Origin of the sequence: Mumia sp. Pv4-285 (assembly GCF_041320275.1) — a bacterium.
In the GTDB taxonomy this organism is placed as follows: Bacteria; Actinomycetota; Actinomycetes; order Propionibacteriales; family Nocardioidaceae; genus Mumia; species Mumia qirimensis.
The window spans coordinates 4,118,054-4,137,049 of the sequence record NZ_CP162023.1 but is presented as its reverse complement, the minus strand read 5'-3'; the positions used below and the strand labels follow the sequence as shown (position 1 = coordinate 4,137,049).

At 70.5% G+C, this 18,996-nt stretch carries 16 protein-coding genes; 13 read left to right on the top strand and 3 right to left on the bottom strand.

Annotated features, from left to right (window positions below; genetic code table 11):
* The first annotated feature begins 53 nt into the window (after nt 1–53).
* Nucleotides 54–1,745 (top strand): DUF885 domain-containing protein, encoded by a 1,692-nt coding sequence (locus tag AB3M34_RS19830; RefSeq protein ID WP_370616540.1) that lies wholly within the window; start codon nt 54–56, stop codon nt 1,743–1,745.
* On the top strand, nt 1,742–2,656 hold the full coding sequence (locus AB3M34_RS19825) for a GNAT family N-acetyltransferase (RefSeq protein ID WP_370616538.1): 915 nt from the start codon (nt 1,742–1,744) through the stop codon (nt 2,654–2,656). The genes AB3M34_RS19830 and AB3M34_RS19825 overlap by 4 nt, the downstream gene beginning before the upstream one ends.
* Here AB3M34_RS19825 and AB3M34_RS19820 read toward each other — a convergent pair.
* Nucleotides 2,648–3,649 (bottom strand): N-acetylglucosamine kinase, encoded by a 1,002-nt coding sequence (locus AB3M34_RS19820; protein ID WP_370616537.1) that lies wholly within the window; start codon nt 3,647–3,649, stop codon nt 2,648–2,650. The genes AB3M34_RS19825 and AB3M34_RS19820 overlap by 9 nt on opposite strands.
* 103 nt (nt 3,650–3,752) lie before the next feature.
* Here AB3M34_RS19820 and AB3M34_RS19815 point away from each other — a divergent pair, with 103 nt between their 5' ends.
* From AB3M34_RS19815 to AB3M34_RS19780, 8 genes are all read left to right on the top strand, one after another.
* Complete coding sequence (locus tag AB3M34_RS19815; protein WP_370616536.1) at nt 3,753–4,724, top strand: MurR/RpiR family transcriptional regulator; 972 nt, start codon at nt 3,753–3,755, stop codon at nt 4,722–4,724.
* The gene (locus tag AB3M34_RS19810; RefSeq protein WP_370616534.1) at nt 4,717–5,472 is read left to right on the top strand and encodes a sugar isomerase domain-containing protein; all 756 of its coding nucleotides are present in this window, start codon (nt 4,717–4,719) and stop codon (nt 5,470–5,472) included. The genes AB3M34_RS19815 and AB3M34_RS19810 overlap by 8 nt, the downstream gene beginning before the upstream one ends.
* 29 nt (nt 5,473–5,501) lie before the next feature.
* The gene (gene ngcE, locus AB3M34_RS19805; protein ID WP_370616532.1) at nt 5,502–6,920 is read left to right on the top strand and encodes an N-acetylglucosamine/diacetylchitobiose ABC transporter substrate-binding protein; all 1,419 of its coding nucleotides are present in this window, start codon (nt 5,502–5,504) and stop codon (nt 6,918–6,920) included.
* Complete coding sequence (locus AB3M34_RS19800; RefSeq protein WP_370616531.1) at nt 6,917–7,909, top strand: carbohydrate ABC transporter permease; 993 nt, start codon at nt 6,917–6,919, stop codon at nt 7,907–7,909. The genes ngcE and AB3M34_RS19800 overlap by 4 nt, the downstream gene beginning before the upstream one ends.
* Nucleotides 7,906–8,808, top strand: coding sequence for a carbohydrate ABC transporter permease (locus AB3M34_RS19795; protein WP_370616530.1), 903 nt, complete (start codon nt 7,906–7,908; stop codon nt 8,806–8,808). The genes AB3M34_RS19800 and AB3M34_RS19795 overlap by 4 nt, the downstream gene beginning before the upstream one ends.
* Before the next feature lie 231 nt (nt 8,809–9,039).
* Nucleotides 9,040–9,864: a hypothetical protein gene (locus AB3M34_RS19790; RefSeq protein ID WP_370616529.1), complete on the top strand. Its 825-nt coding sequence runs from the start codon at nt 9,040–9,042 to the stop codon at nt 9,862–9,864.
* Nucleotides 9,865–9,873: 9 nt separating this feature from the next.
* Nucleotides 9,874–11,502: a phosphoglucomutase (alpha-D-glucose-1,6-bisphosphate-dependent) gene (gene pgm / locus AB3M34_RS19785; RefSeq protein WP_370616527.1), complete on the top strand. Its 1,629-nt coding sequence runs from the start codon at nt 9,874–9,876 to the stop codon at nt 11,500–11,502.
* Between the two features lie 58 nt (nt 11,503–11,560).
* A complete protein-coding gene (locus AB3M34_RS19780) occupies nt 11,561–12,835 on the top strand; it encodes a C40 family peptidase (protein ID WP_370616525.1) in 1,275 nt (424 codons plus the stop codon).
* Nucleotides 12,836–12,912: 77 nt separating this feature from the next.
* Here the strand turns inward: AB3M34_RS19780 and AB3M34_RS19775 are convergent, their stop codons facing one another.
* Nucleotides 12,913–13,407, bottom strand: a complete 495-nt coding sequence (locus AB3M34_RS19775; RefSeq protein WP_370620077.1) for an inorganic diphosphatase — start codon at nt 13,405–13,407, stop codon at nt 12,913–12,915.
* A 260-nt stretch (nt 13,408–13,667) separates the two neighbouring features.
* Between AB3M34_RS19775 and dacB the strand changes: the two genes are divergently transcribed.
* Nucleotides 13,668–15,149, top strand: a complete 1,482-nt coding sequence (gene dacB / locus AB3M34_RS19770) for a D-alanyl-D-alanine carboxypeptidase/D-alanyl-D-alanine endopeptidase (protein ID WP_370616523.1) — start codon at nt 13,668–13,670, stop codon at nt 15,147–15,149.
* 12 nt (nt 15,150–15,161) lie between these two features.
* On the opposite strand, the gene AB3M34_RS19765 is transcribed toward dacB, so the two are convergent.
* Nucleotides 15,162–16,775: an SLC13 family permease gene (locus tag AB3M34_RS19765; protein WP_370616522.1), complete on the bottom strand. Its 1,614-nt coding sequence runs from the start codon at nt 16,773–16,775 to the stop codon at nt 15,162–15,164.
* 116 nt (nt 16,776–16,891) lie between these two features.
* Here AB3M34_RS19765 and AB3M34_RS19760 point away from each other — a divergent pair, with 116 nt between their 5' ends.
* Nucleotides 16,892–17,974, top strand: a complete 1,083-nt coding sequence (locus AB3M34_RS19760; protein ID WP_370616520.1) for a zinc-dependent metalloprotease — start codon at nt 16,892–16,894, stop codon at nt 17,972–17,974.
* A gap of 9 nt (nt 17,975–17,983) precedes the next feature.
* Nucleotides 17,984–18,988 (top strand): tRNA lysidine(34) synthetase TilS, encoded by a 1,005-nt coding sequence (gene tilS / locus AB3M34_RS19755; RefSeq protein ID WP_370616519.1) that lies wholly within the window; start codon nt 17,984–17,986, stop codon nt 18,986–18,988.
* The last annotated feature ends 8 nt before the right edge of the window (nt 18,989–18,996 follow it).

The following is an 18,996-nucleotide window of genomic DNA, read 5'->3' as shown; positions in this document are numbered from 1 at the left end:
GTCTGCGGACATCGGTCCACGAGCTCGTGATCACCGGTCGTAAGGTCGTGCGCATGATCGATGCCTCTCGGACCCCGACCCCGCTCGACGCCCTGGCCGAGGAGTGGCTCGGCGAGCTCATGGACCTCAACCCCGAGCTGCACGTCTCACGAGGGATCCCCGGACGCGAGGGCGACTACACCGACTTCTCGCCCGACGGGGCGCAGGCCCATGCCGACGCCGTACGACGGATGCTGGCGCGGGTGCGTACGGCGGACGTGGCGGACGCGACCGACATGATCACCCGCGACGAGCTCGTCCGCACCCTCGAGCTGGAGGTGGAGCGGTACGACGCCGGCGAGTGGACGCGCGACCTCAACGTCATCGCGTCCCCCGCGCAGAGCATCCGCGACGTCTTCGACCTCATGCCGAACGAGTCCGAGACCGACTGGGCGCACATCGCGGCGCGTTTGGCGAACGTGCCGGACGCCGTCGGCGGATACGTCGAGTCGCTGCGCGCGGGGATGGCCGCCGGCACCGTGCCCGCGGTGCGGCAGGCCCGCGAGGTCGCAGGTCAGGCGCGGGCGCACGCGGCCGCCGACGGGTTCTTCGCCCGGCTGGCCGCCTCACCGTCGGCTCCGGAGTCGCTGCGCGGAGACCTCGAACGCGGGGCGCAGGCGGCAGCAGCGGCGTACGAGGCGCTCGCCCTCTTCCTCAGCGCCGAGCTCACCCCGGTCGCACCGACCACCGACGGGGTGGGCCGTGAACGGTACGCGCTGGCGTCACGCGGCTTCGTCGGCGTGGAGATCGACCTCGACGAGACGTACGCGTGGGGCCTGGAGGAGCTGGCCCGGATGGTCGCCGAGCAGGAGGCGGTCGCTGACCGGGTGTTCCCGGGCGCCAGCGTCGCCGAGGCGGTCGCCTACCTCGAGGCCGACGAGTCGCGCCGCCTGCACGGCACCGACGCGCTCCGCGAGTGGATGCAGGCGGCGAGCGACCGCGTCGTCCGCGAGCTCGGCGCGACCCACTTCGACATCCCCGAACCCGTGCGGACGCTGGAGTGCATGATCGCGCCGACGCACGACGGCGGCATCTACTACACCGGACCGACCGACGACTTCTCCAGGCCGGGGCGCATGTGGTGGGCGGTCCCCGAAGGCGTCACCGAGTTCGATACCTGGCGTGAGCTCACGACCGTCTACCACGAGGGCGTGCCCGGACATCACCTCCAGGTCGGCCTCGCGACGTACAACAGCGCGCACCTCAACGGCTGGCGACGACTGTCCTGGAACTCGGGCCACGGCGAGGGCTGGGCGCTGTACGCCGAGCGGTTGATGGCGGATCTCGGCTACCTCGACGACCCCGCGGACCGGCTCGGGATGCTCGACGGGCAGCGGCTGCGCGCGGCGCGGGTCGTCGTTGACCTCGGTGTGCATCTCGGCCTGCCGAAGCCCGACGGTTCCGGGCCCTGGACCGGTGACGACGCGCTGCCGTTCATGCTCCAGCACGTCAACATGGACGAGGCGTTCACCCGTTTCGAGGTCGACCGCTATCTCGGCTGGCCGGGCCAGGCGCCGTCGTACAAGGTCGGGCAGCGGCTGTGGGAGCAGCTGCGTGACGACTGGGTCGGGGCGAACGGGGGCGACGAGGCAGACCTCAAGGAGTTCCACCGTCGGGCGCTCTCGATCGGGAGCGTCGGCTTCGGGACGCTGCGCCGGTCGCTGCGCGACCAGCTCGGTGCTCCCGCGGTGGGGCGACTGTCATGACCGTCGTCCGACCGATCGCCCCGGACGACAGCGCCGACGTCCTCGAGCTGCTGCGCCGCGGGCTGCCCCACGACTCCGGCGACGATGCCGACGGACTGCGCCACGTCCTGTGGGGCGACCCGGAGGAGCACGCCCCAGCGTTCGTCGCCGAGGACGACGGGCTCGTCGGCGCTGCCTTCGGCAAGGTCGCGGAGCGAGACGGCGAACAGCGGGCGTACGTGACGGCGGTCGTCGTCGCCGACGGTCACCGGCGCGCGGGCCTGGGGCGTGACCTCCTGGCTGCGCTCGAGGCTGCGACGGCAGCCCGGGGGGCGACCACCATCCAGGCCGGCGGCAGCGTGCCGGCGTACTGGTGGCCGGGAGTCGACACCGCCGACGCCGACACTCTCGCCTTCTTCGCCGCCTGCGGGTACGCCGATCCGGGCACGGAGCCCGCTCCCAACCTCGACGTCGACCTCGTAGCCCACCAGGACCTCGTACGCCGCACCGCCCCGCCGAGCCTGCCGATGCACCGGTTGACGCCGGAGGAGTGGCCGGCGTTCGAGGCGTGGATGCGGTCCACCTGGGGCGAGACGTGGGCCGCGGAGGTGAGGACGGCGCTGCAGCGCGAGCCGGTCAGCTGCTTCGTCTCGCGGGAGGACGGCGAGTACCTCGGCTTCGCCGCGTACGACACCAACCGCGCGGGCTGGTTCGGGCCGATGGGATCCTCTCCCGGGGCGAGAGGTCGTGGCGTCGGCGCGGCGCTGCTGCGTGCGTGCCTGGCCGACTACCTCGATGCAGGGCGCACCACGTGCGAGATCGCCTGGGTCGGCCCGGTCGACTTCTACGCCCGCACCGTCGGCGCTGAGCCGGGCCGGACCTTTGTCGCGTTCCGCAAGCCGCTGCCAGCGGGAGGGGCCGCCTCAGCGTAGGGCGGCGAGGCTGCTCGCGACCCGGTCGAAGACCTCGTCGTCGACCGTCGTGCCGCCGTCGCGGAGCGCGAGGACGGCCGCGCCCGCGGTTCCCTCCTCGACCAGGCGCACCGGACCCGTACGCCCTCCCGTGCGCCAGGCCCTCTCCACGGCGCTGGACGCGACCTCCTGCCGGAGCAGCACGCTCCCGCCCAGCACGAGCGGGCCGTCGACGTCAGGGTCGATCGCGGCGTTGATCGTCGCGGTCAGGGCGGTCGTCGCTGCGTCGACGACGCCACGTGCGACCGGGTCCGCCGGGTACGCGAAGGCGAGCGGCGCGAACTGCGCGAGACGGACGGGGCGCATCTCGTACAGGACCTCCACGAGCCGGTGCAGGGCCTCCGGTCGCGGACCGGACGGCGGTGTGGCGCCGGAGGACAGGTCGAGCATCTCGAGCAGTGCCGGCGTCATCGGCGTCGCGGGGCCGCGGCCGTCGATGTCGGCGACGACGGCCCGGGTGACCGCGTGGCCGATCCAGAACCCTGACCCGGCGTCGCCGAGCAGCCAACCCATGCCGTCGACGACGTGCTCGACCTCGCCGGCACGCACCCGGACGGCAGCAGCTCCGGTCCCGGCGACCATCGCGTAGCCGTCGAGCGCAGGTGTCCCGGCGCAGAACATCGCGAGCAGGTCGGAGCGGAGACCGAAGGCCGCGTCGACGCCGCACCCGATGAGGGCGTCCGCGATCACACGGTTGCGAGGGTCGTCGGCGGCCAGGTGGGTCGACGCCCCGGCCATGGCGATGGTCGTGGACGCGATCGTCGAGGGATCGGTGCCCGCCTGTCCGATCGCGCCGCGGACCGCCGTGCCGAGCGACTCCGCGGCGGTCGCCGGTCCGGACGAGAGCGGGTTGCCGCCCCCGGCCCGGCCGTAGCCCAACGATCGGCCCGACAGGTCCACCACGAGGGCGCGGGTCGAGGTCCCTCCAGCATCGACGGCGAGGACGACAGACATCGTTACCGATCCGATACTGCGAGTGATCTTGACCACATGCACGTGATGGGAATAGTTTTCAACGAATTTCCAAGTCTCTGAGATCAATTTTCACGGAGTGCGCATGGACGATCTGATCGACGCCGTGGCGTCGACTCCGAGCGCGCTGGGAGTGGCCGAGCGGATCCAGGCTAGACGCCCGCAGATGTCGAGCGCCATGGGCAAGATCGCCGCACTCCTGCTCGAGCACCCGACCGCACCGCTCGAGCTCTCCATCACCGAGCTCGCGTCCCGCGCCGGCACGTCCCCCGCCACGGTCACGCGGTTCTGCCGGCTCATCGGCTACTCCGGCTACGTCCCCCTGCGGGTCGGGGTCGCCGCCGACGTCGGCCGAGGCGACGTCCATGCCTCGTGGCACACCGACATCGGTCGGGCGTTCGACCCGGAGGACTCCTCCCACGACATCCTCCACTCGCTGCTGCACGCCCACACGCGCTCCGTGCAGGCGACCGCGAGCTCCGTCGACCTCGAGCAGATCGACCGCATCGCGAGCGCGGTCGCGACCTGCCGGCACCTCGACATCTACGGCATCGGCGGCAGCGGCTTCATGGCGGACGAGCTGCAGTCCCGCCTGTACCGCATCGGCATCGACGCCCACGCCTGGTCCGAGGTCCACGCCGGCCTGGCGAGCGCATCGATCCAGGACGAGAGCAGCGTCGCCATCGGCATCTCCAACACGGGTCGCACCCGCGAGACGATCCAGATGCTGGCGCAGGCCAGCTCCTCGGGTGCATTCACGGTCGCGCTGACCAACAGCGCCGACTCCCCGCTGGCCGCGGTCTCCCGGGAGCACGTGCTCGCGGCTGCCCCGGAGCAGTACCTGCAGCCCGACGACCTCTCCGCGAAGCACTCCCAGCTCTTCGTGCTGGACCTCCTCTACCTGCTCATCGCGCAGCAGGACTTCGCGCGCACCACGACCAAGCTGGCCGCCTCCGCGATGGCCGTCCTCCCGCACCGCCGCTCCGTACGCTCGCGGCCCCGCCCCGCCACCCTCGGCACACCCTCCGACAGCTCAGGAAGCGAGCCGCATGTCTGACACCACCACCCAGTTCCTGCGCGAGACCACCAGCCGGCTCGACCGGCTCGCGACGCTCGCCGAGGAGGGCGCGCTCGACCCCGCGGTCGACCTGATCACCGCGTCCTTGCAGGCCGGGGGCATCGTCCAGGCGTTCGGCACCGGCCACTCGCAGGCGTTCGCGATGGAGATCGCCGGCCGCGCCGGAGGGCTGATCCCGACCAACAACATCGCCCTGCGCGACGTCGCGCTGTTCGGCAGCCAGGACGTGGCGATCCTGACCGACCCGACGCTCGAGCGCGATCCCTCCATCGTCGACGAGCTCTGGGAGATCTCCGGCCCGGGGCCCGACGACGTCTTCGTGATCGCCTCGAACTCCGGGGTCAACGGGTCCATCGTCGGCACGGCCCTCAAAGCGAAGGAGAACGGCAACCCTGTCATCGCGGTCACCAGCCTCGAGCACACGACGCGCGTCACGCCGAAGCACCCGAGCGGCAAGCGCCTCAGTGAGGTCGCCGACGTCGTCATCGACAACCTCGCCCCGTACGGCGACACGACCCTCGCGCTGGACGGCGACATCGGCATCGGCGCCGTGTCCTCCCTGACGGCCGCGTTCATCGCGCAGCTCCTCACGATCGGTGTCGCCGAACGCCTCGCGGGCGCCGGCTCCGTGCCACCGATCTATCTCTCCGCCAACATCCCCGGCGGGGACGACCACAACCACCGACTCGAGGACCAGTACGGCGACCGGCTCCGCCGCCACGCCTGACACCACACCACCACCGGGAAGGCACTCACATGACTATCGACAAGAAGACGATCGACCGACGCACCTTGCTTCGAGGCGCCCTCGCAGCAGCTGCCGTCGTCCCGTTCAGCAGCGCGCTCGCTGCCTGTGCGGGAAGCAACAGCGACAACGACGACGACAACGCGTCCAAGGGTGGCGAGAAGAGCGCCGACAACCCGTTCGGCATGGCGGCCGACTCGACCACCGACGCGGTCATCTTCGACGGCGGCTACGGCACCGACTACGTCGCCTTCGCCGCGACGATCATGCAGAAGAACCACGAGGGCTCGACCGTCAAGGTGTCGCCCACGACCGAGATCTCGCAGGAGCTGCAGCCGCGCTTCGTCGCCGGCGACCCGCCCGACCTCATCGACAACTCCGGTGAGAACTCGATCGGCTTCAGCACGATCCTCGACCAGGTCGAAGACCTGTCCGACGTCCTGGACGCCAACAACCTCGAGGGCACCAAGATCCGCGACACCCTCTTCGGCGGCGTCGAGGCTCCCGGCACCTTCGACGGCAAGCTGGCGGCCCTGAACTACGTGATGACGGTCTACGCGGTGTGGTACTCCGCGAGCCTGTTCGAGGAGAACGGCTGGACCCCGCCGAAGACCTGGGACGAGGCGCTCGACCTCGGCGCCAAGGCCAAGGCGAAGGGGAAGTACCTCTTCCTCTGGGGCAAGGAGGCCGCCACCTACTACCAGACGCTGGCCATCGGGTCGGCGATCAAGCAGGGCGGCGACGAGGTCCGGCTGGCGCTGGAGAACCTCGAGGCCAACTGCTGGTCGATGGAGCCCGTGCAGGCCGTGTTCGAGGGAATGGGCAAGATCATCGACGCCGGCTACGTCAAGCCCGGTGGCGCAGGCACGCAGTTCACCGCCGCGCAGGCGCAGTGGAGCAACAACCAGGACGCGCTGCTCTACCCGTCCGGGTCCTGGATCGAGAACGAGATGAAGGACCAGACCAAGGCCGGGTTCGAGATGAAGGGCTTCCCGGAGATGACGGTCACCGCCGACTCGGCGATGCCGTACACCGCCCTGCACAGCGCTGCGGGTGAGCCGTTCATGATCCCGTCGCAGGGCAAGAACGTCCCCGGCGGCAAGGAGCTGCTGCGGACGATGCTCTCCAAGGAGGCGGCGACCAACTTCGCCAAGACCAAGCTGGCTCCGACGATCGTCAAGGACACCGTCCCTGCCGACGGATTCGGCTCGACGGCGCTCGTGTCGCAGAGCGAGATGCTCACCGCGGCGGGCACCGACGTCTTCACCTGGTCGTTCGTCGACCTCTACGGCACGAACGTCGACCAGCTGGTCGTCTGGAACAGCTTCCTCGCCGGCAAGTCCAGCGTGAAGGAGCTGACGACGCGCCTGCAGGACATCACCGACAAGATCCGTGAAGACGACTCGATCAAGAAGATCCCCGTCACGTGATCGAATCCCCACTGGTCCCTGCCCCGGACACCGAGAAGCCGCGCAAGAAGTCGCGGCAGCCCTGGACGTTCGACCGCATCAGCTTCGTGCTGGTGTTCCTCGTCCTGCCGCTGGCGCTCTTCTCGGTGTTCGTGGTGTGGCCCTTCATCCAGGCGTTCTGGTACTCGCTGACGGACTGGTCCGGCTTCACGCCCGACATGAACTTCATCGGGCTGGAGAACTACCAGAAGCTGCTCGACGACGACATCTTCATGACGTCGTTGCGCAACAACGTCATCCTGGCGATCGTCGTGCCGTTCGTGACCGTCGTGCTCGCGTTCGCACTGGCCACGATGATCACGGTCGGCGGCTCGTCGCACGGCGCCACCCGCGGACTGAAGGGCTCGAGCTTCTACCGTGTCATCTCGTTCTTCCCGTACACGATCCCCGCGATCGTCATCGGGCTCATCTGGTTGCAGATGTTCGACCCGTCGAACGGACTGCTCAACGGTGTCCTCACCGGGATCGGGTTGGACCGGTTCGAGTCGTTCCCGTGGCTCGGTGACTCCAGAACGGCGATGCCCGCGTCGATGTTCGTCATCATCTGGGGCTTCGTGGGGTTCTACATGGTGCTGTTCGTCGCAGCGATCAAGAGCGTGCCGGGGGAGCTGTACGACGCGGCACGGATCGACGGCGCCGGTCGGCTCCGTACGGCGTTCTCGGTGACGTTGCCGCTGATCCGTGACAACGTCCAGACGGCGTACATCTACCTCGGCATCCTCGCGCTCGACGCGTTCGTCTACATGGCTGCTCTCAACCCGGGCGGCGGTCCCGAGAACTCGACGCTGGTCATGCCGCAGCGTCTGCTCGTGACCGCGTTCGAGAAGGGGCAGTTCGGGCTCGCGAGCGCGATGGGTGTCGTCATGGCCATCGCGACGCTCATCTTCGCCGCGATCGTCTTCTCGCTGAACCGCCTGCTGGGCGGCCGACAGGAAGGGGTGCGCCAATGACCGCGGGCACCGACACGTCGCGGCCCCCCGCCGCGCAGGAGTCCCCTCCGCCGGGCAAGAGGCAGCGACGGAAGGGTGACCGCAAGGTCTCGACGGCCGCGCACGTCATCCTCGGCATCTGGGCGGCGCTGGTCATCATCCCGCTGCTGTGGACGCTCCTGTCGTCGTTCAAGACCAGCAGCGAGATCTTCTCGTCGCCGTTCACGCTCCCCGCTCACTGGAGCTTCGACAACTACGTCTCGGCGTGGACGTCGGAGGGCATCGGACGCTACTTCCTCAACACCATCGTGGTGGTGGGGTCGGCGCTGGTCCTGGTCATGCTGCTGGGTTCGATGTGCGCGTACGTCCTGGCGCGCTTCGCGTTCCCCGGCAACCGGATCATCTACTACCTGATGCTCGTGGGTCTGACGTTCCCGATCTTCCTGGCGATCGTCCCGCTGTTCTTCGTGCTCAAGGGCTTCGGGATCCTCAACACGCTCCCGGGTCTGATCGTCACGTACGTGGCGTTCGCGCTGCCGTTCACCGTCTTCTTCCTGTACCCGTTCTTCAAGGTGCTGCCGCAGGACGTCTCGGAGGCGGCGGAGATCGACGGCGCGGGCGAGTGGCGGAAGTTCTTCCAGGTGATGCTGCCGATGGCGAAGCCGGGCATCGCCTCGGTGGCGATCTTCAACTTCCTGGGCCTGTGGAACCAGTTCCTGCTCCCGGTCGCGCTCAACACCAAGCGCGAGAACTACGTGCTGTCGCAGGGGATGGCGGCGTTCGCGTCGAGGGCCGGCTACAACACCGACTACGGCCGGTTGTTCGCGGCCGTCGTGATCACGATCGTGCCGGTGCTGATCGTGTACGTCATCTTCCAGCGGCAGCTGCAGGGCTCGGTGTCGCAGGGGGCGAGCAAGTAGACCACCCTCGTCGCCCCCGGGCGAGGGTTCGGCCGTGGTCCGGTGTCACGAGTGGCACCGGACCGCGGCTTCTCGTCCGTACGGCCGGGGGTCAGGGCCTGCGGTTCTGGGGACAAGGGGGTTCGCGGCCCCGTACGATCCGGCTGCCCCCTATGAAGGATCTCCCGTGATGCGTCTCCGTGCTCGGCCCCTCGCCCTGCCGCGGTACCCACGGCTCGTCGGAACGGATCGGTGGGTGACAGGTCAGTGGTGAGCAGCGAGGCGCCTGCACTCCCCGGCACGCTGCGCCGCCGCGTCGTGCTCGGGACCGTCGCGGCGGTCGTGGCCGGGGTCTTCGTCCTCGCGGCGATCGCCGTCGGCGTCCATCACAGCGTGTGGATGCAGGCGCGGGCGGAGTGGCTGGCCGCGAGCGAGCCGCACGTCACGGCGCGCTACCTCGGGTGGGACAGCGACGAGCACGATGGGGCCGGGATCCACCTATCGTTCTCGGACGACGAGTACGTACGCCTGGAGAGCGGGCGCACGCTCCGCCTGTGGCGCCCCGAGTACCCCGCTTCCGACGTCGTCCTGGACGACAGCGTCGAGGTCGTCGTCTTCCCCGGCGAGGACCGGGCGTTCGTCGCGGACGAGCTGCCGGACGCCACGTACCCGGCGTGGCAACGCATCGTCGACTGGCTGGGGTCGCTGGCGCTCGACGGCCTGCTGTTCTTCGCACTCGTCCTCTCCATCGCGTACGGCGCCGTGTGGCTCGTGCTCGGGTTCTCGCCGTTCGCCCTGCCGTCGCTGCTGCGCCGTCGCGAGCACGCGACTGCCCTGCTCGTCGACTACGCGCGACCGGTCAAGCCGAGCGAGGTGCTCCTCACCGCGACGATCGGCGACTCGACGTACCAGTGGGCGGCTCGCACCACCTCCGACGCCCCGCTACGGATCGACGGCACGCTGCACCTGGTCGGCCACCCCCGCGAGGGTGGCTGGGTCGTCGCCTGGACCGCCGACGCCCACCTCGTGCCGGCCGGGCCAATGCGCGCGCCGGACGCGGAGGCGGTACAGCCCTAGGCTGAGGCCATGGTGGATCCACGGGCCGGCAAACCGGCCGAGCCGAAGGACCTCGTCGATCTCGACGCCCTGGCGACGGCGTACTACGACCGCATCCCCGACCCTGACGACCCCGCCCAGCAGGTGGCGTTCGGGACGAGCGGGCACCGTGGCTCCAGCCTCGACGGTGCGTTCAACGAGGCGCACATCCTGGCGACCACGCAGGCGATCGTCGAGTACCGAGCCCAGGCAGGCATCGACGGCCCGATCCTCATGGGCCGCGACACCCATGCGCTCTCGTTGCCGGCCTGGCACTCCGCGCTGGAGGTCCTGATCGGCAACGACGTCGTCACCCTCGTCGACGCCGAGGACGGGTTCACGCCCACGCCGGCGGTCTCTCACGCGATCCTGCGGCTCAACGGTCTGGGTGCGCACGGGCAGGTCGACGGCATCGTGGTCACGCCGTCGCACAACCCGCCGCGCGACGGTGGCTTCAAGTACAACCCGCCACACGGCGGCCCTGCCGGGTCCGACATCACGGGCTGGATCCAGGACCGTGCCAACGACCTGCTCCGCGACGGGCTCCGCGGGGTGAAGCGTGCGACCACGGACGAGACTCGCGACCGGGTCCAGAGCTACGACTTCCTCACGCACTACGTGAACGACCTGGGGTCGATCATCGACCTGGAGGCGATCGCGGGAGCCGGGATCCGCATCGGCGCCGACCCGCTCGGCGGGGCGTCCGTCGCGTACTGGGGGAGGATCGGCGAGGAGTACGGCCTCGACCTGACCGTCGTCAACAGCGCCGTCGACCCGCAGTGGGGCTTCATGACCCTCGACCACGACGGCAAGATCCGGATGGACTGCTCCTCGCCGTACGCGATGGCGTCGCTGGTCGCGCAGCGGGAGCGCTACGACGTCGCGACCGGCAACGACGCCGACGCGGACCGCCACGGCATCGTGACTCCGGACGCCGGGCTGATGAATCCGAACCACTTCCTCGCGGTCGCCATCGGCTACCTGGCAGAGCACCGGGAGTGGGACGCCGCTGCGGGCGTCGGCAAGACGGTGGTGTCGTCGAGCATGATCGACCGCGTCGTCGCCGATGCGGGGCGTGCCCTGTACGAGGTGCCCGTCGGTTTCAAGTGGTTCGTCGACCCGCTGCTGTCGGGGTCGGCCGTCTTCGGCGGTGAGGAGAGCGCAGGCGCCTCGTTCCTCCGCAAGGACGGCGGCGTCTGGACCACCGACAAGGACGGTCTCGTGCTCGCACTGCTCGCCGCGGAGATCGTGGCGGTCACCGGACGGAGCGCGAGCCAGCACTACGCCGGGCTCACCGCGCGGCACGGTGACCCGGCGTACGCCCGCGTCGACTCCCCGGCGACCCGCGACGAGAAGGCCCGGCTCGGCGCCCTCGAACCCTCCGCGATCCGTGCCACGGAGCTGGCGGGCGACCCGATCACCCGGGTGCTCTCGCACGCGCCGGGCAACGACGCCGCGATCGGCGGGATCAAGGTCGAGACGGACCACGCGTGGTTCGCTGCGCGACCTTCCGGGACAGAAGACGTCTATAAGATATACGCTGAGTCGTTCAAGGGTTCCGAACATCTTGCCGAGGTCCAATCTGCAGCACGGGCTGTGGTGACCGAGGCACTGACGTAGAGTCAAAATCTGCCGGGTCGAGCTCTGCCGGTCCGGTACGACGAGTGAGGGGGACGACGTGAGGCTCGGGCGGCACGGAGGCACGGGCGCGCTGCGGCGTACGCTCGCGCCGCTGCTCGTTGTCGGCGCCCTGACCTTCACGGGCGTGACGGCTGCCCACGCGGACGAGATCCCCAGCGCTCAGAGCGTGGCTCAGGCGCAGGCCCGCGCCGCCGCGAAGGCAGACGACGTCACCGCGGTCCGCGCACGCATCGCCGCCGCGACCGCGCGCGTCGACACCCTCGCAGCCCAGGCCGCCGCGGCCTCCGAGAAGTACAACGGCGCCGAGTACGCGCTCCAGCTGGCCCAGAAGGCTGTCACTGCCGCGAAGGGCAAGGCCGGCGTCGCCGCTGGGGAGGCCGAGGTCGAGCGCCGCGTGGTCGAGCGGTTGACGCTCGGCGGCGTCGCTGCCCGCGAGCCGTACAGCCGGCTCCGCAGCTTCTTCTACGACGGTGGCCCCGGCGCGATCCTCAACGAGATCGCCGCGTACGACGCGGTCGGTGACGCGAGCCGAGCCGCCCTCGCGCGCTACGAGTCGAAGGAGTCCGTCGCCAAGACACTGCAGCGTGCCGCTGAGGTCGCGGTCGCCAAGCAGGAGAAGGCGACCGCCGCCGCGAAGACGGCGAAGCAGGAGGCACAGAAGGCGGTCGCCGCCGCCAGCGCCGCTCGCGCCGCGCTCCAGCGCGACCGCGACCAGCTCATCCGCGAGCTGGCCCACGCCGAGGGCATCTCGGTGACGATCGCCCGTAAGCGGCAGAAGGCGCTCGAGAAGCTCGCGCAGGCGGCGCAGGAGTCGGCGAACCGGCCTCCCGCCGACCTGTCGGAGCTCCCGCCGTCCACCAGCACGCCGGCACCCGTGCCGTCTCCCGCACCGGTGCCCGCTCCCGGACCGGCGCCCGCGCCGATCGATCCCAACCCCCCGAAGCGGGTGAAGGGTGTCGAGGCTGCCATCCGGTTCGCGATGCAGCAGGTCGGTGAGCCGTACGTGTGGGCGGGAGCCGGACCTGACGTCTGGGACTGCTCGGGGCTCACGATGCGGGCATGGGGCGCGGCCGGCAGGGGACTCCCGCACTTCAGCGGCGCCCAGTACGCCACGTCGGTGCCGATCGCGCTGGCCGATGCGAAGCGCGGCGACCTGCTGTTCTGGAGCCGAGGCGGTCCAGGCTCGATCTACCACGTCGCGCTCTACCTCGGCGACGGCTGGATGATCGAGGCGCCGCGACCCGGCAAGAACGTCCAGGTCGTTTCGGTGTACGCGTCGACCACGCCGGACCTCGCCGCCCGCGTGCGCTGACCTCGTACGAGGACGACGAAGGCCGCCGACCCGGGCGGGGATCGGCGGCCTTCGCGCGTGTCAGCGGTGGGGCGAGCTCAGTGCTCGGTGCCCAGATCGATGTGGCGCTTGAACGACGCCTCGACCTCGTCCTCGGCCTCGCGTCGTCCGACCCACTCGGCACCCTCGACGGACTTGCCGGGCTCGAGGTCCTTGTAGACCTCGAAGAAGTGCTGGATCTCGAGGCGGTCGAACTCCGGCACGTGGCGGATGTCCTGGAGGTGCTCCTGGCGCGGGTCGTCGACCGGCACGCAGAGGACCTTGTCGTCGCCGCCGGCCTCGTCCGTCATGCGGAACATGCCGATCGCGCGGCAGCGGATGAGGCAGCCGGGGAACGTCGGCTCCGACAGCAGGACGAGCGCGTCGAGCGGGTCGCTGTCCTGGCCGAGGGTGTTCTCGATGAAGCCGTAGTCGGCCGGGTACTGGGTGGAGGTGAACAGAGTGCGGTCAAGACGGATCCGGCCGGTCTTGTGATCGACCTCGTACTTGTTGCGTACGCCCTTGGGGATCTCGACCGTAACGTCGAATTCCAGCACTGTTCCTCCATTGGTTTCGTGCGAGTGCTCGATGCGGCATCGTCCGGGTCGGTCCGATCCGACGCGCGAGACCTGTCTAGTCTCCCCTACCTGGGCTGAGTGGCAGGACACGGGGGGACCGGCTGTGACGTAGGTAACAGCCTACGCTTGCGGCCACGAGAACGTACGACTCGGGACGAGAGTCGCACATAAGGGCCGGATCGCGATGAATCGTAGGTCCGTCTGGCCCCTCGGCGTCGCCGGATAGGCTCGCCCGCATGCGATCGCGAGCCTCCGAGTCCGGCCGAGCCTGGCCATTCGCGCTGCTGGCGATCGTCCTCGTCCTCACCGGGAGCGGTGTCGCCGCCTACAGCCTCGGCTACCTGGACCGCTGGGTCTGTGACGACGGAACCTGCGCCGCCCAGGACCCGGAAGCGGCTGCGGTCCCCGACACGCCGGCGGCACCCGTGCTTCGGCCGGCGCTCGAGGCCGTCACCGGCACGGCCGGTCTCGATGCGGCGGCGGTGGAGCGGGCGGTCGGTCCGCTGCTGTCGCGCAAGGCGCTCGGCGCACACGTCGGCTTCGCGGTGGCGGACCTGACGAGCGGCGAGCAGGTGTGGTCGAGCGGCACGGGCACCTTCGTCCCGGCGTCGACGCTCAAGATCTTCACGTCCCTGGCGGCGATGACGTCGATCGGCGCGGAGCACCGGTTCCGTACGACGGTCGTCCGTGACACGTCCACGACCGGTACGCCGTCCACGACCGGTACGCCGTCCGCGACGGCGACGGCGACGACGGCTCCCGCCGCCTCCCCCCAACGCATCGTGCTCGTCGGGGGCGGCGACCCGTACCTCACCGCCACGTCCGGCGAGGAGGCGCGCGCGGCCTACCCCCGGCGCGTCTCGCTCGCGCAGCTGGCGCGCCAGACCGCGACCGCTCTTCGCGCCGACGGCGTCACCGCGGTCTCGCTCGGCTATGACGCCTCGCTCTTCACCGGGCCCGCGGTCAACCCGCAGTGGGAGTCCGGCTACATCTCGTCGTTCGTCACGACACCGGTCAGCGCGCTCTGGGTCGACCAGGGCGCTGACGGCTGGCGGCGCAGCGCGACCCCGGACAAGCAGGCGGCGCAGGTGTTCGCGCGTCAGCTCCGTGCGCGCGGGATCACGGTGGACGGCGTCGTCGCGGCCACGAAGCCGACGGCGTCGGAGGAGATCGCCGCCGTCAGCAGCGGCACGGTCGCGCAGATCGTGCAGTCGGTCATCGAGCACAGCGACAACCAGGGTGCGGAGGTGCTCCTGCGCCACGTCGCGCTCGCCGACGGACAGCCTGCGAGCTTCGCCGGGGGAGTCGCGGCGGTCGAGAAGGTCCTGACCGGGCTGGGCGTGCCGTGGGAGGGCAACCGCATCTACGACGGCAGCGGCCTTGCGCGCAGCAACCGAGTCACGCTGACCTCGATGCTCGCCGCCGTGTCGACCGCGACCGAGCTGTTCGACCGCTATCCGGTCGCGGGGTTCAGCGGGTCCCTCGTCACGAGGTTCGCGGTGCCCGGGACGGAGGCCGGGCTGGGCGCGGTCCGTGCGAAGACCGGCACCCTCACCGGTGTCCACGGGTTGGCCGGCACGACCGTCACCGCCGACGGCACGCCGGTGGGCTTCGCCGTGCTCACCGACCGGGTCCCGGTGGCCAGGACCACGGCCGCCCGGGACACCCTCTCCCGGATCGCGGCGCGCCTGACGGCCTGCGCCTGCGGCACCAGCTGAGGTCGACCGGCGCTAGCCGCCCAGTCCGAGCACCGACACCATCACGGGCAGCAGGATGAGGATCAGGATCGCGCCGAGGACGTCGAAGGAGATGCCCGAGCGGATCATGCGGGTGATCGGGACGACGCCGGAGCCGTAGACGATCGCGTTCTGCGGAGTCGACACCGGCAGCATGAAGCCGAACGACGCCGCGAACGTCGCCGCGAGGGCGGGGACGAACGGGTTCACGTCGGCGGCCATCGCGATCGGGATGATGATCGGGACCACCACCGCAGCCGAAGCGGTGTTGCTCGTCGTCTCCGACACCGCGATCGCCAGCACCACCGCGAACGCGGTGAGGAGCAGCGTGCTGGTCAGGCCGAGCCAGTTGTAGGCGCCGTTGCCGATGGTCTCGGCGAGCCCCGTCGAGGCGAGCAGCGAGCCGAAGATGATGCCGGTGCCGAAGAGGACGATCGTGCCCCAGTCGATCTTCGCGGCGTCGCTCCAGCGGAGGGTGAACTCGCGCTTGTCCCAGTTCGTCGGCAACAGGAAGAGCAGCGAGGCGCCGAGGACTGCGACGACGCCCTCGTCCAGCCGGCCGGACACGGACTCGTAGGTGCTCGACTCGGCACCGGAGACGAGGGCGACGATGCCGGGGAGGATCCACAGGGTGACGGTCACCGTGAACGCGAACAGCGTGTTCTTCTCGGCGCGTGACAGCGGTCCGAGCTCGGCCTTCTCGGCGTCGACCCACTCCTCGACACCCTCCAGCTTCTTGATCTCCGGACGGTTGACGAGGAGAAGGACGACAGCGAGCGCGACGAACATCGCGGCGCAGATCGGGAGCGCGAGCAGCACCCAGTCGAGGAAGGGGATGGTCTCGCCGGTCGCCTCCTCGATCAGGCCGCGGCCGATGAGGTTCGGAGGCGACCCCACGGGCGTGAGCAGGCCGCCGACGCTGGCGCCGTACGCGAGCATGAGCATCAGCGCTGCCCCGACACGGAGGCGGAGGGGGTCGAAGTCCTCCTCGACGATGCCCTGCGACTGCATGAGCTTCGCGATCACCGTGAGGATGCCGATCGCGGTCGGGAGGAGCATGGCGACGGTGGCGGTGTTGGAGACGAACGCCGAGAGGAGCGCCGTGATCGCGCCGAACGCGATGATCACGCGGGCCGTGGACTTGCCGACACCCGGGAGGTTGAGCACGAACATGGCGAACCGCTTCGCGACGCCGTGCTTCAGCATCGCCTGCGCGAGGATGAACGCGCCGATGAACGTGAAGACGGTGGACGACCCGAACGGGGCGAGTGCGTCGTCGGCGGGGACCACCCCCATCAGCACGATCGCGGCGATGCCGAGAAAGCCGCCGATCGGGATCGGGACGGCCTCGGTGATCCACAGGATCACGACGCCGACGAGGACCGCTGCGAGCTTGTGCTGCTGGTCGGGCAGGTCGAACGGGATCAGCAGCATCACGATCGTCGCGAGCGGTGCGAGGACGAGACCCGACGTGCGTCTCGCCTTCTCGAAGCGCTCCTCGTGAGGAGACAGCTTCTGCTCGCCGAGACTTCGGTACGTGGCGGTCCCGAGGAACGCCTTGTCGACATCGGTGGGGGTCGGCCGTGGATCTCGATCGACCGTGCTCATGACGTCACTCCCTGGGGTCGGCCTCGTCATGCGTCTGAACAACCGTGTTATGTGCATCACACCACGCGACCCGCGGTGCGTCCGATCGCGAGGGCAGGCCACGTAGGCTCGTCGACATGACCGAGAGCATGATCGACTGGGACTTCGCGCTCGCGACCGCCCTGCGCATGACGCGGCCCGGTCCGGAGGTCGACACGGGGCAGGCCGCGGAGGCGGTCGCCGAGCTGCGCGAGGGTGCGGCGCGGTCGGAGGGTCCGGTCCGCGAGTTCACCGGGCTGTCCGCCACCGCCGCGAGCGCCCCCGTCCTCGTCGTGGACCGCCCGGGCTGGATCGCCGCCAACCTCGCGTCGTTCGAGGTCGTGCTGGCGCCCCTGCTCGAGAAGGCGGCCAAGGCTGCGCACAGCCGAGGCGAGACTCCAGGCCGCTTCGCCCGCTCGGTCGGTCCGCGGATCACGGGCGCTGAGCTCGGGACGGCGCTGGCGTTCATGTCGACGAAGGTGCTCGGCCAGTTCGACCCGTTCTTCACCGCTCCCGCGGTCGGGGACGGCCTTCCGACCGGCGGCCGGCTCCTGCTGGTCGCGCCCAACGTCGTCCACGTCGAGCGCGAGCTCGACGTCGACCCGCACGACTTCCGGCTGTGGGTCTGCCTCCACGAGGAGACCCACCGGGTCCAGTTCACGGCTGTGCCGTGGATGCGCGACCACATGCAGGGCCTGATCGACCAGCTCGTCGACGCCACGGACATGGACCCCGACGGTCTGTCGCGCTCGCTCAGCGAGGCCTCGAAGACCGCCGGCCGGTTCCTCCGCGGCGAGTCCGTGTCCTTGATGGACGTGCTCCAGAACGACGAGCAGCGCGAGGTGATCGAGAAGGTCACCGGCGTGATGTCCCTGCTCGAGGGCCACGCGGACGTCGTGATGGACGGAGTGGGGCCCTCGGTGATCCCGTCGGTCAAGCACATCCGCAAGAAGTTCGAGAAGCGGCGCAAGGGAGGAGGGGTCCTCGACCGGCTCCTCCGTCAGGTGCTGGGACTCGAGGCCAAGATGCGTCAGTACCGTGACGGCGCCGCGTTCGTCCGTACCGTCGAGCGCCAGGTCGGGCGCGAAGGCTTCAGCGCGGTCTGGGCCTCGCCGGTGAACCTCCCGACAGCAGCGGAGATCGAGAAGCCCGACCTCTGGGTCGCACGCGTGCACGGGTGACCGCGGACCGTGGACGGCTCAGCTGCCGGTGACGGCCGACCCGACCCGGCGGTGTCGCGCGGCCGCCGTGCCGTGTCCGACGCGCTGCTCGACCTCCCCGCCGACGCCGGTGTCGTCGTGGGTGTCTCCGGCGGCGCCGACTCGCTCGCCCTGGCGGTGCTGACGGCGTACGTCGGGACGCGCCGCGACCTCCGGGTGCGGGCGATCGTCGTGGACCACGGGCTCCAGGCGGAGTCCGCGCAGGTCGCGCAGGCCGCGGCCGACGCCGTACGCCGACTCGGCACGGAGGCCGACGTCGTCCGCGTCGAGGTCGGGTCGGCGGGCGGGCCGGAGGCTGCGGCACGTACGGCACGACAGACGGCGCTGGCGACGTACGCCGACGAGCACGGCTGCGCCGCTGTCCTCCTGGGCCACACCCGCGACGACCAGGCGGAGACCGTCCTCCTCGGACTCGCGCGCGGCTCGGGCGCACGATCGCTCGCCGGGATGTCTCCACGGACGGGTCTCTGGCGCCGGCCGCTGCTCGGTCTCACGCGTGCGGACACCGAGCAGGTCTGCCGCGCCGTCGGAGCGTCGTGGTGGGACGACCCGCACAACCTCGACCGCCGGTACGCCCGGGTGCGGGTGCGCCTCGACGTCCTTCCCGGGCTCGAGGACGCGCTGGGCCCCGGCGTCGGCGCCTCCCTCGCGCGTACCGCGGACCTCCTTCGAGACGACGCCGACCTCCTCGACGACCTCGCCGCAGCGGCGTACGAGCAGTCGGCCCGCGACGACGGCTCCCTCGACGTCGCCGAGCTGGTGGCCCTTCCTCGCGCACTGCGCACCCGGGTGCTCCGGGCGGCCGCGATCGCCGCGGGGTGCCCCGCGACGGACCTCACCGCCGCGCACGTCACCGACCTCGAGCGGCTCGTCGTGCGATGGCGCGGTCAGGGAGGCCCCGCGCTCCCCGGAGGGATCACGGCGGTGCGCGACGGCGCGGTGCTCGCGTTCGGCAGGGCGGGCACGCGGCGTTAGGCCCGCTG